This window comes from Treponema sp. R6D11 (genome assembly GCF_054786075.1).
Map to the genome: position 1 here is coordinate 1 of NZ_BDHD01000002.1, position 15108 is coordinate 15108.

General features: G+C 40.2%; 13 protein-coding genes and 1 pseudogene. 12 read left to right on the top strand and 2 right to left on the bottom strand.

Annotation, left to right across the window (positions count from 1 at the left end):
- The 4 genes and pseudogenes from ACYVTD_RS00505 to ACYVTD_RS00520 form a co-directional block, all read left to right on the top strand.
- Positions 1-368: pseudogene (locus ACYVTD_RS00505) on the top strand (type IIA DNA topoisomerase subunit B); the annotation flags it as partial.
- 48 nt (positions 369-416) lie between these two features.
- Positions 417-1547, top strand: coding sequence for a hypothetical protein (locus ACYVTD_RS00510; RefSeq protein ID WP_461245818.1), 1131 nt, complete (start codon positions 417-419; stop codon positions 1545-1547).
- A gap of 47 nt (positions 1548-1594) precedes the next feature.
- A complete protein-coding gene (locus ACYVTD_RS00515) occupies positions 1595-3514 on the top strand; it encodes a DNA topoisomerase IV subunit A (RefSeq protein ID WP_461245819.1) in 1920 nt (639 codons plus the stop codon).
- Between the two features lie 5 nt (positions 3515-3519).
- Positions 3520-4761 (top strand): hypothetical protein, encoded by a 1242-nt coding sequence (locus ACYVTD_RS00520; RefSeq protein ID WP_461245820.1) that lies wholly within the window; start codon positions 3520-3522, stop codon positions 4759-4761.
- A 40-nt stretch (positions 4762-4801) separates the two neighbouring features.
- Here the strand turns inward: ACYVTD_RS00520 and ACYVTD_RS00525 are convergent, their stop codons facing one another.
- A complete protein-coding gene (locus ACYVTD_RS00525; RefSeq protein WP_461245821.1) occupies positions 4802-5008 on the bottom strand; it encodes a hypothetical protein in 207 nt (68 codons plus the stop codon).
- A gap of 67 nt (positions 5009-5075) precedes the next feature.
- Here ACYVTD_RS00525 and ACYVTD_RS00530 point away from each other — a divergent pair, with 67 nt between their 5' ends.
- From ACYVTD_RS00530 to prs, 3 genes are read left to right on the top strand one after another with little or no spacing between them, the layout of a single operon-like run.
- Positions 5076-6749: an adenylate/guanylate cyclase domain-containing protein gene (locus tag ACYVTD_RS00530; protein WP_461245822.1), complete on the top strand. Its 1674-nt coding sequence runs from the start codon at positions 5076-5078 to the stop codon at positions 6747-6749.
- A gap of 15 nt (positions 6750-6764) precedes the next feature.
- Positions 6765-8246 carry a glycerol kinase GlpK gene (gene glpK, locus ACYVTD_RS00535; RefSeq protein ID WP_461245823.1) on the top strand — a complete coding sequence of 494 codons (1482 nt, stop codon included), beginning with the start codon at positions 6765-6767 and terminating at the stop codon, positions 8244-8246.
- Positions 8247-8281: 35 nt separating this feature from the next.
- Positions 8282-9553, top strand: a complete 1272-nt coding sequence (gene prs / locus ACYVTD_RS00540; RefSeq protein WP_461245824.1) for a ribose-phosphate diphosphokinase — start codon at positions 8282-8284, stop codon at positions 9551-9553.
- A gap of 77 nt (positions 9554-9630) precedes the next feature.
- Here the strand turns inward: prs and ACYVTD_RS00545 are convergent, their stop codons facing one another.
- The gene (locus tag ACYVTD_RS00545; protein ID WP_461245825.1) at positions 9631-9951 is read right to left on the bottom strand and encodes a hypothetical protein; all 321 of its coding nucleotides are present in this window, start codon (positions 9949-9951) and stop codon (positions 9631-9633) included.
- A 102-nt stretch (positions 9952-10053) separates the two neighbouring features.
- Here ACYVTD_RS00545 and ACYVTD_RS00550 point away from each other — a divergent pair, with 102 nt between their 5' ends.
- The 5 genes from ACYVTD_RS00550 to ACYVTD_RS00570 are packed head-to-tail and all read left to right on the top strand — an operon-like array spanning position 10054 to position 15107.
- Positions 10054-10806, top strand: coding sequence for an energy-coupling factor transporter transmembrane component T family protein (locus tag ACYVTD_RS00550; protein ID WP_461245826.1), 753 nt, complete (start codon positions 10054-10056; stop codon positions 10804-10806).
- Complete coding sequence (locus ACYVTD_RS00555; RefSeq protein ID WP_461245827.1) at positions 10797-12245, top strand: ABC transporter ATP-binding protein; 1449 nt, start codon at positions 10797-10799, stop codon at positions 12243-12245. The genes ACYVTD_RS00550 and ACYVTD_RS00555 overlap by 10 nt, the downstream gene beginning before the upstream one ends.
- A complete protein-coding gene (locus ACYVTD_RS00560; protein WP_461245828.1) occupies positions 12226-12996 on the top strand; it encodes an ECF transporter S component in 771 nt (256 codons plus the stop codon). The genes ACYVTD_RS00555 and ACYVTD_RS00560 overlap by 20 nt, the downstream gene beginning before the upstream one ends.
- Positions 12986-13834 carry an amidohydrolase family protein gene (locus ACYVTD_RS00565; protein WP_461245829.1) on the top strand — a complete coding sequence of 283 codons (849 nt, stop codon included), beginning with the start codon at positions 12986-12988 and terminating at the stop codon, positions 13832-13834. Before ACYVTD_RS00560 ends, ACYVTD_RS00565 begins: the two co-directional genes overlap by 11 nt.
- Positions 13835-13871: 37 nt before the next feature.
- Positions 13872-15107, top strand: a complete 1236-nt coding sequence (locus ACYVTD_RS00570; RefSeq protein WP_461245830.1) for an OmpA family protein — start codon at positions 13872-13874, stop codon at positions 15105-15107.
- Position 15108 lies beyond the last annotated feature (1 nt).

The window sequence follows — 15108 nt, forward strand, 5'->3', positions numbered from 1 at the left end:
GCAACCTTTTATTAACTTTCTTCCTCTCTTATTTTGAGGAGCTTATAACGGCGGGTCATGTTTATATTTTGGAAACGCCGCTGTTCCGAGTCCGCACCAAAAAAGAGACCCGCTACTGTTACACGGAAAAAGAACGCGACATAGCCGCAGCGGAGCTTGGAGCCCAGTGCGAAATAACCCGTTTTAAAGGGCTTGGCGAGATAAGTCCCAAGGAGTTTGGGCAATTTATTGGAGAAGATATGCGGATAGTGCCTGTTTCGGTAAACACCTTAAAACAGGTTCCGCAGGTGCTGGATTTCTACATGGGCAAAAATACCCCTGAAAGACGCGAATATATAATGAAAAATCTGATAGAAGACGCTGGATAACCTGTAAAAGGATTGGAAATATTAGCCAATAAAAGTTAAAATAGTAATATGAGAAAGTTTACATTTTTTACATTGTTTTTCCTTCTTTGTTTTTCGCTCTTTGGACAAACATCAGGGCAAAAACCCAATGAATATAAAATCTATGTTTCTCCTATAGCCGGATACGGCAAAGAGAAGGATAATGATTACTTTTATAAACAACTGGGTTATGAAGTCTTTTTTCAACGTCATATAGTTGTAGAGTCGCAAAACGACAGTAGTTATATTTTTAAAGGGACGATTGAGCCTGTCAGCGGCGTACCCGTCAAAGAACCGCCTAAAGACCAGTCTGCCGGACAAAAAGATAGTTACAGCGCTATTTCGGAAAGAGCGTTTCCTCCCGTAAAAAATGCTCCGGGCAGACGTGAATATTTTTCTATTGAAAAACCCGAAGAAATTTACTTTATAGACGCAAAAGGCGATGTTAATTCGTCATTGGAAATTAAAGCTCAAGCGCAAGAGGAAGGATATTATTTTATATTGGAGATGTTAGATAGCGGAACAGGCGAGCCTCTTGGCAGGAAAAAACTTCTTTTTTCTGTTACCGACGCTTCTGTAAGTAAATTGGTTTCTATTATTGTTTATGAGCTACTTTCCAATATACCGGATCTTCCCGTTAAACGCGGCGATTCCCGCGATAGATGGTTGTATTTTGAAATAAGCGCATTATGGATGCCTAAAATTTATTACGATGGATATGATGAGATTAGTTTACTTGGTTTTGGTATGAAAGTTGGCACGGAATTTCATTTTGTAAGATTTATGTCTCTGGCTGCGGGAGCGCAGATAACCCAAGAGTATATTTCCGCCGCCGAGGAAGTTACTGATTTAATGCTGGAAACGCCCGTAGCGTTAAAATTTGTTTTAAAAGTAGATAATAATTATTCGCTGGAACCTTATGGAGGAGCCGCCTGGAATTTTTCAATAGGGGGAAAAATTCAACCTTCTATGTATTCATGGTTTGCAGGCGTTCAATTCGGCATAAAAGACAGAAGTGAGACAGGAATGTTTGTTATAGACCCAAGGTTTTCTATGGATTTTTATGATTCTTCCACTTTGGCAGGAACAGTCGAATATAGGCGTTATTGTATTCAGTTGGGATTAGGTTATAAATTCGGGGCTTTCCAAAAAAAGAAATAGGTTAAGTAATATTGACGCGATACCTTCTCTTGTTATACTGTTAAGTAATGGCTTTTATAAAAAATCTTTTTGATCGAAACTTTCTTGAGTACGCTTCTTATGTAATTAAGGACAGGGCTATCCCTGATCTTGAAGACGGTCTTAAGCCCGTACAGCGGCGTATCCTTCATTCCCTGTTTGAAATGGACGACGGTAAATTCCATAAAGTCGCCAACGTAACAGGGCATTGTATGAAGTACCACCCCCACGGAGAAGCTTCCATTAACCCTGCGCTGGTTGTTCTTGCCAACAAAGAGCTTTTTATCGACAGGCAGGGGAACTTTGGCAACCTGTTTACAGGCGACGACGCATCCGCCCCGCGCTATATCGAGTGTCGCGTAACGCCTCTTGCAAAAGATATTTTTTACAATCCAAAACTTACAGCATGGGCTGATTCCTATGACGGCAGAAACAGAGAACCCGTTCTTTTTCCGGCAAAAATTCCCGTGGTTCTTGTTATGGGCGTTGAGGGCATCGCCGTCGGCATGTCAACAAAAATTTTGCCGCACAATGTGTTGGAAGTATTGGAAGCTGAAATCGCCTGCCTTACCGGAAAAAAGTTTGAACTTTTCCCTGATTTCCCCACTGGCGGTTATGTAGATGTTTCAGAGTACGCTGACGGAAACGGAAAAGTTTTAGTCCGCGCCAAAATGGACACGTCCGACCCAAAACGCATTCTTATTACCGAACTTCCGTTTGGCTCTACTACTGAAAGTTTAATAAACAGCATAGATTCCGCCGCAAGAAACGGAAGAATTAAAATCATGGGCATTAATGATTTTACTACTGATAAAGTTGAAATAGAAATTAAACTTGCCCGCGGCGTATATGCTCAAGAGACAGTAGACGCTCTGTATGCGTTTACCGAGTGCGAACAATCAATTTCGGTAAATCTTTTGGTAATTAAAAACGGGCTTCCCGCCGTTATGACTGTAACGGAAATTATAAAGTATCATGCTAAACAGCTTGTAAAAATTCTTACAAAAGAATTGGAGCTTGAGAAAAAAGAATTATTGGACAAATTGCACCTGCGTACTTTGGAAAGAATATTCATAGAAGAGCGAATTTATAAAGCTATCGAAAAAATGAAAACGGCAAAGGGAGTACAGGATGCGGTGCTTGCGGGTTTTAAACCTTTCTTAAAAGAAATAGGACCGCGAAAAATTACAGATGATGATGTTGAACACCTTTTGCGCATACCAATCCGCAGAATATCGTTATACGACATTAATAAAGCCCGTGAGGAAATGGAGCAGATACAGGCGCGTATAAAAGAAATTAATAGCCACCTAAAAAATATAACAGCATATTCGGTTTCTTATCTTAAAGGGATTATTACAAAAATAAAAGCAAATGAGGAAATCGGTCGCGGGGCGCGAAAAACATTAGTTGGCGCATTTAACAAAATTATCGCCAAAGAAGTTGTTAAGCGCGATGTTGAGCTTAGGTATGACAATAAAACAGGCTACCTTGGCACAAATGTATCGGGAGCTAAGATTGCGGAAGTGTCGCCTTATGACCGTATTCTTGCAATTCGCAAAAACGGAATGTATACAGTTATGGATTTAAGCGAAAAGGCGTTTATCGGGGCGGAAGCGTGGTTTATTGGAGCGGCGGACAAGGATATTCTTTCTAAAACAATTTTTACAATTATTTACAAGGAAAAAGATACAGGCTACCCGTGCATTAAACGCTGTGTAATTGAGGGTTGGATAATGAACAAGGATTATTTCCTTGTACCAGATGGGGCTGAAGTTTTGCACATAGATATTAAGCCGAAATTTACATTTACTGTCCACTATAAACCCAAACCTCGGCTTAAAGTTCTTTCGGAAAATTTTAAAGCGCAGGATTACAATGTGCGCGGATTAAAAGCCGGAGGAATAAGGCTTTCGGCGAAAGAAGCAGAGAAAGTAACCGGCGTATAGGAGTAATGATGAGTAAAGACGATATTGTTTTTGATGAAAAATCGGGAATATCAATAGAAGAACAGAAGGAAATATTTTCTAAAATTAACGGAATAGCCGAGAAAAACCGCAAGCTTCTTTCCAAGACAACGCAAATTGATAAAGATAAAAAAGGCGAAATAATTATAAAAGCAAAAAAGAGCGGAGCGGGTTTTCCGTTAGCTGTAAATATTGCCGCTGTAATTGTGCTTTTAGCGGGAGTATTTTTTCTGTTTTCTTTTTACGGAAAGAAAGATTCTCAGGTAAGGATAGGAAAAGCCGTTTATGATATAACAGAGCGTACGCTCATACAGGAAATTCGCAAAGATACGTCTGAAAAAATAGCTGAAAAGGAAATGGAAATAACGACGATAACAACGCGGTTGGACGAAGTTGACGATGAGCTTTCAAAATTATATTCCAGTAATCAGGAGCTTACAAAAGAACAAATAGCGGCTCAAGAAAGACTTTTAGCTTTGCAAAATTCTTTCCGCGATGAGCTTGCGGTATTACAGGACGAAAAGTCGCAAATTTTAGAAGCTTCCCGCTCAAGAGAAGCCCGTCTTCGCGCGCAACTTGACGAAAGAACAAGGGAATACGCAGCGGCGCAGCAGAAAACATCAGGCGAATTGGATTACGCAAATAGCGAATTGGACAGGCTTACAACGGAACAGGAAAGAATCGCCGCTATAGACGCCCAAGTTTCAGGCGGGCTTGCCTCTGTGAAGGACTATATTAAAAATGAACAGTATGATCAGGCGTCGCGCGTTGTTGAAAATCTGCGCCACTTTTGTAATACCAATACGCTTGCCTCATCGCGTGTGTTCCAATCAAGAAGGGATTTTTATAACCAGTCGATTGATTTTGTGGAAGCGATGATAATTGACGCGCGAAAAAACAGCGGATCTTCGCTTGGCGCGGAACAGTTTGATTTACAGGCAAAAAATGTACAACTGCAAGAAAAAATCAATGAAATGCAAAAAACAAACGACGCTTTAAAAAGCGGCGGCTCAGGGCTTACAAGCAGAATCAGCGAGTTAGAAACAAGTATTACGGATAAAGATACAAAAATATCGACATTGGAAGCGGATAAAACCAATTCTACCGCGGAGATTAACAGGCTTAATACAGTGAATAAGGCGCAGGAACAGGAAATGACAAGGTTAAAAAGACAGGTTGATATTGCGCAAAATGCCTTAAAAGAATTACAGGCGTTACAACAAGAGTAACGCCTGATCCGGTGCGGAATTGATATTCAGAAATGGTGTGTTAGGCTGCAGAACCGTCAGCTATTGGATTTAAATAGCCGGTTTGTACGCAAATATTGAACAAATGTCTGGTAATGGTTTCTTCGGTTGTTTTTGTATTTCCGCCATTACATCGCGTAAAGCGAACCAGATATTCATTGTCCATTTCTTTAAGAATATCCACATACTCCGTATTGCCCGGTAAACACTTGATACTATAACGTTTCATAGTATTTATATCGGAGGAATTTCAGTCCCTCTTGAGAAATTTACCGAATTTCTTTACAATAAATATCATGAAAATTCGGTTCAAAATGTTCCTTGTTATATTGCCTTTAATCATCGTTCCGCTTGTTTTGGCGGAAACTGCGTCCTATTTTCAGGCTGTAAACGGTATTACCCGCCTTGCCAGAGAGCTTTTAGGGTTTAAACTGGGAGAACTGGAAAAATACGCCAATAATCAATGGTCGCTTTTGGTTGATAATAACTATGCCGGAAAACCGGAAATGGTAGAAGCGGCGGAAAAAGCCGTGGAACAGTACGGGCGCAGTATTCTTCTAAGCGATACGGAAATAATCTTTGCTGTAGATAATTCCGGGAAAGTAGCTATGTCTACTTCCGAGATTGAATTATCGCCTTACGAGTCAAAGACGCTGTTACAGCTTCTTGATCGTGAATACCAAGGGTTGCAAACTGCCGTCATAGGCGGCGAAAAACGTATTTTTCAAGCTTTTTATTTTACTCCCTTTAACTGGAATATTTTGATCAGCGAAAAAGAGCAAGTGTTTTTTGAAGACGCAAAAATGATAGCGTACCAAACTGTCATTTCTCTTGGAGCTTCGGTAGCTATCGCCGTGTTTATGCTTATTATTGTTACCCGCCGCCTAACAAATCCGTTGGGGAAGATTGTTAAAACTATGGAATCTATAATTGAGACCGCGGATCTTTCATCTAAAGTTGAAGTTGAATATAACGATGAAACAGGTATTCTTGCGCATACATTCAATAATATGACAGATGAATTGGAAAGGGCGTACTCGCAAATAAAGCGTTATGCGTTTGAGGCTGTTCTTGCAGGGAAAAAAGAGGAGCGTATCCGTCAAATTTTCCAAAAGTATGTGCCTAATAACGTAATCGAACGCTTCTTCGCGTCTCCCGAAAAAATGCTCGTTGGCGATAATCGCAAACTTTCAATACTTTTTTCCGACATTCGCTCCTTTACCACAATTTCTGAAGGTATGGCTCCAGACGATTTGGTTAACTCTCTTAACCGCTATTTTTCGGGACAGGTTGACATTATCTACAACAGAAAGGGAATAGTAGATAAATACATTGGCGACGCTATCATGGCTATCTGGGGCGCTCCAGAAAAACACGAAGATGACGCGTTACAGTCTATTTTATCGGCTTTGGAAATGTCAGATGCGGTTTTAAAATTCAACGAAAACCAACGCAAACTTGGCAAATGCGAATTTAAAATCGGCATAGGGCTTAACTTTGGCGAAGTTACTGTCGGCAATATCGGAAGCGAGCGCAAGATGGATTACACGGTAATCGGAGACGCGGTAAATTTGGCGTCGCGCATGGAAGGACTGACAAAAACTTATCACTCTGAAATTTTAATTTCTGAAAGCCTTTTTGAGGAATTGCGCCAAATAGCTCCAAATGCGGGATTGTTTTATAGGCTCTTGGATACTGTCGCGGTAAAAGGTAAAACCAAGGGAGTAAGAATTTTTACAGTAAAAAGAACCCTCACGCCGCAGGAGCAAAAATCATGGTCATTGCATAATCAGGGAATGAAACTTTATTATGCGCGTTCCTTTGCCGAAGCCGCGCAAAAATTTAAGGAAGCGCTTGAAGCGTTACCAGGCGATTTTAACGCTGACAATCTGTACAAAAGATGCGTGGAATACGCTTCCGCGCCGCCGCCTGCCGACTGGAACGGCGTGGAAGTAATGAAGACCAAATAGTATGGAGTAAGAATTATGGGAAAGTATATTCTTGCACTGGATCAGGGAACTACAAGCTCTCGCGCGATTCTTTTTGATCATGAACAAAATATTGTCGCGGTAGAGCAGAAGGAGTTTACCCAAATTTATCCGCAAGAAGGCTGGGTGGAGCATGATCCAATGGAAATTTTTTCTACCCAATACGCGGTAATGACGGATATTATTTCCAAGACGAAAATAAAAACAAGCGATATAGCCGCCATCGGCATAACAAACCAGCGTGAGACGACAATTCTTTGGGATAAAAATACAGGCAAGCCCGTTTATAACGCGATTGTATGGCAATGCAGAAGAACATCGGCAATTGTAGATAGACTTGTAAAAGACGGACTTGGAGATCATATAAAAAAAACTACGGGGCTTATTCACGACGCTTATTTTTCAGGGACTAAAATTAAATGGATACTTGATAATGTAGAAGGCGTAAGGGAGAAAGCGCAAAAAGGTGAAATACTTTTTGGCACTGTAGATACATGGCTTATTTGGAAATTATCAGGCGGCAAAGCTCATGTGACGGATTACACAAACGCAAGCAGAACAATGATCTTTGATATTCATAAACTTGATTGGGACGATACGCTTCTTAAAGCATTAAATATTCCGCGCGCGATACTCCCGCAGGTAAAGCCGTCTGGGGCAATCTTTGCGTCCGCCAACATTAACGGCGTTGAAATACCAATTTCGGGTAACGCGGGAGATCAACAGGCGGCGTTATTTGGGCAATGCTGTTTTGAAAAAGGCGATACAAAATGCACTTATGGCACTGGCTGTTTCCTGTTAATGAACACAGGACATAACGCCGCCGAAAGTGCGAACGGTCTTTTAACTACAATTGCCGCCGGTTTAAGCGAAAAAGTTCAATATGTGCTTGAGGGTTCGGTTTTTACGGGCGGCGCGGTTATTCAATGGTTACGAGATGAATTGCGTATTATCACCGACAGCGCGGACAGTGAATATTTTGCGAGTAAGGTAAAGGATACAGGAGGCGTCTATCTTGTTCCTGCGTTTACGGGGCTTGGAGCTCCGTATTGGGATATGTATGCGAGAGGTTGTATAATTGGGATTACTCGCGGAACAAAAAGAGCGCACATTATCAGGGCGGCGCAGGAATCTATAGCGTATCAGGTTATGGATCTTTTAAACGCAATGGAAAATGATCTTGGAGTAAAATTAAAAGAGTTAAAAGTTGCCGGTGGCGCAAGCAGGGATAAATTCCTTATGCAGTTTCAGGCTGATATGTGCCGTATGCGGATTGTCCGCCCGATTATTCGGGAAACAACGGCTCTTGGCGCGGCGTGTCTTGCCGGAATTACAACAGGGTTCTGGAAAGATTTAAACGAGGTTAAAAGCCGCTGGCGGGAGGATATAGTTTTTTCCCCTGAAATGGACAATGAAAAACGCGAAAAATTAATCGCCGGTTGGCATAAAGCGGTAGAAAGAAGCCGCGGCTGGGCTTGATTAATTTTTTAATTTCTGTAATTATTAGTTAACTTATGAAATACTTCAATCCTGCGAATTTAGCCATTATTGCCTGTCCCGGCGGGGACATTTTTGCAAATGAAGTAATTCAACATCTTCGTCATAAATATCGAATAAGCCGTAAACAAACAGTAGAAGAACTTTCCAAACGTTACAGTATAGAAGCCGACAGAATCGGTCTCCAAATAGATCTGATAAATAAAATTGTCGCGCGTGGAACATTATCCCAAAGCGGTTCCGATAAAAATAACGGACCACTTAAAGTTCCTGTTAAATTTACATTGTTTCCTAACGGCGAGATAAAATCCGAGATTCAGGAATCTATCCGCGGGAAAGATGTGTATATTTTTCAAGATGTTGAAAATCATTATCCTGTAAATTTTTCCGGCGAAACTGTCAATAATTTATCGACAAACGATCACCTTATGACAATTTTTGTTACAGTTGACGCCGCGCGCCAAGCGGGAGCCGAGCGGATTACTCTTGTTATACCGAATTATCCTTATTCGCGCCAACACAAGGCAAAGGGAAGGGAAGGGCTTACCGCGAGCAGAATAGGAAAAATATTTGAAAGCCTTGGAGTAGACAATATTATTACCCTTGATATTCACTCAAGGGATATAATGAATGTGTTTAATCAAATACGCCTTGAAAACCTTCATGCCAGTTATCAAATTATACAAACATTAATCAATATGGACGATATTTTAAACGATGACTTTGTAGTTGTTTCTCCAGACACCGGCGCTGTTGACAGAAATAAATTCTACGCTTCCGCGCTTAAAAAGCCTTTGGCTCTTTTGTACAAAGAAAGAGATTATTCAAAAATATCAAAGGACGCGTCCCAATCAAATATTTCGCAAATACGTCTGCTTGGTAATGTAAAAGATAAAACCGTCTTTATGGCAGATGATATTTTAGGAACAGGCGGTACGCTGATAAAGGGCATGAGGCATTTAAAAGAAAACGGCGCGCGCAGAATTATATGCGCTATCAGCCTGCCTCTTTTTTCTGGTAATTCAATTTCACACTTTGACGAAGCTTACAGCGAAGGGCTTTTTTACCGCATTATCGGGACAAATGCCGTCTATCAGGAAGAAGTTGTAAAGCGCGAATGGTATGTAAATGTCAATATTACGCGCCTGTTTGCCGATGTTATTTCGCGCCTTCATCAAAATCAGTCTGTTTCAAGCCTGCTTGATAATTCCGCTATTATTAACCGCCTGCTTTCCAAGAAAGCGATAGAACCCCAGAACGAGTTGCCTTTTACGCAATCTTCAAATTAAAATTTTTCAAATAAAAAACCGTGTAATTTTACACGGTTTTCGAGTTCATTTTTTGTGCAGATATTATTTTTTCTTTTTTAATGTTTTTTGGCTTTTGGTTTCTTTGTCGCTGTTTTTTTTACTTTTGCTTTTTTAACTGTTGATTTTTTAACTTTAGCTTTTCCGGTAGTTTTCTTCTTTTGTTTGGCGTACTTCCTGTTCAGGTTAGCCTGATAATCACTGCATTCCGAACATAAGATGTACCCTTTTTTTACCTTTCCACCGCATCTTGGGCATTTTCCTTTTTTAATTCTGCTGTTATACCTTTCTTTTCGCTGTTCATTAATTTCGTCTCTGTGCGCTTCACGATACCTTCTTTGCCTTTCCCTGTTCGCCAGGCGTGTTTTTGCATCGGTCATATACACTCTCCTTTTTGTGTGATATATTAAGAAGTATAGTACATAATTATTTTTTTGTCTATAGTTATTGTTAAATTTGGTAATTTATAGTAAAAGAATAATATGTCTGTTTTTTATTTTTTAGACGCCAGAACAAAATTGTTTATAGTTTTTCTTTTTACTTTTCTTGTTTTTTTTGTTGACACTTTTTCATCTGTTGTCAGTTTGATGTTGTTATTTTTTATTATCAGAATTACCGCAGGAATACCTTTTAAGGGTCTCAAATATTTTAAAAATCTTACATTGTTAGCGTTATTTATTATTCTTATACAAACGCTCTTTGGTAAAGGTGAAAATTATATCATAATTCCACTTTTTCCTACCTCGTTTCCGTTTTTGGGCGGCAAAGGTTCTCTTAATTGGGACGGATTTTTATTCGGCGTTATAATTATCTGCCGTCTTTTTACGTTAATGATGATTTTACCGGTATTAACTCAGGCAACTCCCCTTCATAAAATAACCAGAGGTTTGTGCAATTTTGGCGTAAATTATCGAGCCGCCTTTATTATAACATCAGCGTTAAACCTAATTCCTGTTTTTAACTCGGAAGCTCAAGTAATTATGGACGCTCAAAGATTGCGAGGAATTCGTAAATTCGGGATAAAATCATATATAAACCTGCTTATTCCCCTTTTGTTAAATGCCATGCAAAAAGCCCAAATTTCCGCAGTTGCGATGGATTCCAGAGCGTTTGGCGTTTATAAAACAATAACATGGCTTGAACAGCCCAAAATGAAAAAACGTGATTTTTTCTTTATTTTAGGCAGTCTTATTTTTTTCACGGTTATAATATATATTGAATTAGAATGTCCGTAATTAAACTGGAAAATGTTAGTTTTATGTACCCTCATACCCCAAAAAACGCTTTGGAAGGGATAAATTTGTCCGTTTCGCAGGGTGAATTTCTTGCCGTAATGGGCGAAAACGGGTCGGGGAAAACCACGTTTTGCAAGCTCCTTAACGGAATAATCCCCCATGTTTCAGGCGGCTCTTTATCGGGAAAAGTCGAGGTTGACGGCGTTGACACAAAAAATTCATCTGTTCCGCAGTTGGCTGTAAAAGTGGGAATGACATTAGACGATCCCGACGTACAGCTTTTTACATCGTCTGTTCGTGAGGAAACCGCTTTTGGCTTGCAGAATATTCTTTTGCCGCCCGAAGAAATGGAAATAAGAATTAAACAGGCTTTGCAAGCAGTGGGGCTTACGGGGTTTGAGGACAGGCAACCTTCGACTTTATCCGGTGGCGAAAAGCAGCGGCTTGCTATTGCAGCCGTTTTAGCAATGAAGGGGAAGATACTGGTTCTTGACGAACCCCTGTGCCGCCTTGACCCGCAGGGCGCGCTGGAAGTAATGTCGGTTTTAAGCGAGTTGCGTAAAAATGAAAATATAACGGTAATTATGACAACGCACGACAGTACAAAAGCGGCTGAATTCGCAGACAGGGTTTGCGTTTTTAAGGACGGAAAAATTGCCGCCCTTGATACAGCTAAAAATATTTTTTCTAATAGCGATTTATTAAAAGAAAATTGTATACAGCCAATTGCCGAAAATTTTACTAATTTTATTCCGCAAAATAAAACTTGCGATAACCCCGTAATAAGCATAAAAAATTTTTCATTCTCATATTCAAATGGTTCGGGAATAAAGAATATTAATTTGGAAATCGCAAATAACGATTTTATCGCTATTACCGGAAATAACGGTTGCGGAAAGACTACGCTTCTTAAATGTATTACAGGTCTTTTGCGTCCATGCGAAGGGGACATTTTTATTTGCGGAAAAAGTACAAAAAAACTTTCCGTCAGTGATATTTCCAAAGACGTAGGATTTGTTATGCAAAACCCCAACACCCAACTTTTTACTGATTCTGTTTACAAAGAAATTGCATTTGCTCTTAAAAATATGCGTCTTTCAAAAACAGAAATAAAGCAAAGAGTGGAAGCAAGCCTTAAAACAGTGGGACTTAACTATGCGGACGCTTTTCCTCCTGCGTTAAATAGATCGGACAAAGTAAAGACATTAATAGCGTGCGTTATCGCTATGGGCTGTAAAATAATTATTCTTGACGAAGTTGACGTGGGTAATGATTATTCAGGCAGTTTAAAAGTTATGGATATAGCAAAAGAGTTACATTCAAAGGGCTTTACAATAATTTTTGTTACTCATAATATGTTTTTAGCTGGCGAATACGCTAACAGACTGATAAAAATGGAAAAGGACAGGATTGTATTTGATGGAAGACGTGAAGATTAACAAAAGTAAACATTTTTCCGTTCACCCAGCCGTTATAAGCGTTTGGTCTGCCGTTATCGCATTGGGACATTTATTGCCGACTATTCCAATTTATGGAACGGGCGGTACATTTTCATTGTCCACTGTTCTTTATCCGCTTTCAGGAATATTTTTTGGTCCGTTAGGCGGCGCACTTTGCTCTGCGGCAGGCGGCTTTATCGGCTCTTTAATCGCCCCTTACACCGCATGGATGGGGCTTGGCACTTTTATTGTAGGAACAACAACGGCGTTTACAGCAGGGTGTGCCGCATGGGGAAAATTCCCTCCTGTCGCCGTCAGTTCAACCGGAAGTATAATAATTAACGGAGGGATTATCGTTTATCTTGTTGGGACAATTCTTTGGTTTACTCAGGAAATCGGCAGAAGCGTTATCAGTTTTCCATTAATTTTTTACGGAGTGGGTTTTGTCTTTTTGATAACAGCGGTAATTTTCGCGCGGCGAATGTTTGAAAGCAAAAACAAATGGATAAAATTTCCCGCTGTTTGGCTATGCGCTTTTAGCGGTCTTATCGGCGGAGCTACAATAGGAAATTTTTTCTCTCTTGTATTGTACAAACAGCCAAAAGAAGTTTGGCTCTTGCTTACAATTACCGCCCCCATTGAACGCGCTGTTTTTGCGTCTGTAGCGATGCTTGTAGGAGTCCCGCTTCTTTCAGGTTTGAATAAAATAGGTATTTTTATGGGTCCTCAAGGCGGCACTTATGAAAATTGATTGTCATGTTCATGTAACGCCGCCTGATATTATTGAGGACTGGAAAAAATACGCAAAAAAAGAACCGTACTTTTCGTTAATTTCGCACAGCAAGGTAAATAAATTCGCCACGGCGGAGGATGTTGTTTCCGTAATGGAAAAAGACGGTTTTGACAAAGCGGTAATTTTTGGTTTTGGTTTTAATGATATAGGCTTGTGCCGTTATGTGAATGACTATGTAATAGAAAAAATAAAACAGTTTCCCGAAAGATTAACAGGTTTTGCCGTTGTCCCACCTGGCGGTGTAAAACACGCTAAAGAGACGGCAAAAGAGATAGAACGCTGTTTTAACAACGGACTTAAAGGGGTAGGGGAGCTTTTCCCCGAAGGGCAGAGTTTTGATCTTATTAACGAAAAAGCGACTTGCGGTTTAACAGATACTTGCAAGGAACTTGGCATACCGCTATTGCTCCACGCAAACGAAACTATCGGTCATTATTATCCGGGAAAAACAAATATACAAATGCAAGACCTAGAAAAATTTATACTGAATAATCCCGATCTAAAAATAATTCTTGCCCATTGGGGTGGCGGAATATTTATCTATGAGACCATGAAAGAAATCAAGGTAAGTTTTCGCAATGTATACTACGACATCGCCGTTACCCCGTATCTTTTTGATGAGCGAATTTACCGAGCCGCAAAAGCACTGGGTATTTGCGAAAAAATTATCTTTGGCAGCGACTTTCCGCTTCTGCCGCCTTCACGTTACATAAAAGGACTGGAGAATAGCGGGCTTTTAGAAGAGGATAAAAACCTGATACTTGGTATAAATGCGCAGAGATTTCTGGGGCTGTAAGTAGTCAAATAGCAATTAAAAGTATATAATTACCATTATGACAAAAAAAAGACTAATACCCGCTTTCACGCTTCTCCTGTTATTAAACACTTTGCACCCTTTTAACGCGCAATGCGATGTTTTTGAATATAAGCACATAAAAGGCGCGCGATACAGGATACTTTCCGTTGTGGACGAAGCGGTTTTTTTAAACGGCATTTTAAGTCATCGCGCTGAAATACTTAACCGAATCGCGGTAGAAGTTACTGATGTAAAAGACGGCAAGGGAGTACACAAGGCTGTTTTTCAAACATCGGAGCGGATTGTCTATGATTCCGCAACCAAGGCGCAGACAGGATCGGGATTTTATTGGACAAGGGAATATGATTCTGTTTTTGAGCGCGATAAACTCGGATACCTTACTATAGACCCAAAATACTATATGCCGGTTGTGCGTAACGTGCCTGTATTTCCTGATAAAGATTTAAAAGTTTTAGAAACATGGAGAGCGGAAGGCTATGAGATACACGATTTTAGAGATTCGTTTGGGATAGAAGAGCCGTACCGCATACCGTTTACGGCGAATTATGCTTATGTAGGGCAGCGCGAATGGAAGGGGAAAAGTTATCCCGCATTTTCCGTAAGTTATAAAATAGCTTCAAGACCCCAAGCTGCGCAGGGTCGTCTTTATCCTGTGCGTATTATGGGCGATTTTGATCAAATTGTTTACTGGAGTCATTCGCTTGGACAGGCAATCGCATACGAGGAAAGTTTCCGCCTGACTTTTGAAATGTCAGACAAAAGAAAAATAGAGTTTCGCGGAACAGCGCAGGCTGAATTTATCGAGTCTGAAACAATGAACAAAGAACAATTTGCGGCGGAAATTGAAAAAGAAATAGATCGCCTTAAAATCCCCGATGTTGTTGTTAATGTTGTAGACGAAGGTATTTCATTAAGAATGGAGAATGTTCAATTTTACGCCGACTCTAACAAGATGCTTCCGGGAGAGTTGGAAAAACTTGAAAGAATTTCAGCTATTATAAAAAATTATCCCGATAGAGATATTGTAATAAGCGGGCATACGGCTTTGGCGAGAGGAACAAGAGACGATCATATCAAGCTTTCACAAGAGAGGGCAAAAGCGGTGGCGGATTATTTCCTTGCCAATAAAGTTCGTACTGCCGACCGCATGGTGATTCGCGGATACGGAGCGGATAAGCCGATAGCGGATAACAAAACCGAAGAAGGAATGAAAAAAAACAGAAGAGTAGAAATTACTATTCTGGAAAATTAAA

Bases quoted from the DNA above. Each gene is read 5' to 3' on its own strand.
- ACYVTD_RS00510 (WP_461245818.1), top strand. From the start codon at position 417: ATGAGAAAGTTTACATTTTTTACATTGTTTTTCCTTCTTTGTTTTTCG.
- ACYVTD_RS00515 (WP_461245819.1), top strand. From the start codon at position 1,595: ATGGCTTTTATAAAAAATCTTTTTGATCGAAACTTTCTTGAGTACGCT.
- ACYVTD_RS00520 (WP_461245820.1), top strand. From the start codon at position 3,520: ATGATGAGTAAAGACGATATTGTTTTTGATGAAAAATCGGGAATATCA.
- ACYVTD_RS00525 (WP_461245821.1), bottom strand. From the start codon at position 5,008: ATGAAACGTTATAGTATCAAGTGTTTACCGGGCAATACGGAGTATGTG.
- ACYVTD_RS00530 (WP_461245822.1), top strand. From the start codon at position 5,076: ATGAAAATTCGGTTCAAAATGTTCCTTGTTATATTGCCTTTAATCATC.
- glpK (WP_461245823.1), top strand. From the start codon at position 6,765: ATGGGAAAGTATATTCTTGCACTGGATCAGGGAACTACAAGCTCTCGC.
- prs (WP_461245824.1), top strand. From the start codon at position 8,282: ATGAAATACTTCAATCCTGCGAATTTAGCCATTATTGCCTGTCCCGGC.
- ACYVTD_RS00545 (WP_461245825.1), bottom strand. From the start codon at position 9,951: ATGACCGATGCAAAAACACGCCTGGCGAACAGGGAAAGGCAAAGAAGG.
- ACYVTD_RS00550 (WP_461245826.1), top strand. From the start codon at position 10,054: ATGTCTGTTTTTTATTTTTTAGACGCCAGAACAAAATTGTTTATAGTT.
- ACYVTD_RS00555 (WP_461245827.1), top strand. From the start codon at position 10,797: ATGTCCGTAATTAAACTGGAAAATGTTAGTTTTATGTACCCTCATACC.
- ACYVTD_RS00560 (WP_461245828.1), top strand. From the start codon at position 12,226: ATGGAAGACGTGAAGATTAACAAAAGTAAACATTTTTCCGTTCACCCA.
- ACYVTD_RS00565 (WP_461245829.1), top strand. From the start codon at position 12,986: ATGAAAATTGATTGTCATGTTCATGTAACGCCGCCTGATATTATTGAG.
- ACYVTD_RS00570 (WP_461245830.1), top strand. From the start codon at position 13,872: ATGACAAAAAAAAGACTAATACCCGCTTTCACGCTTCTCCTGTTATTA.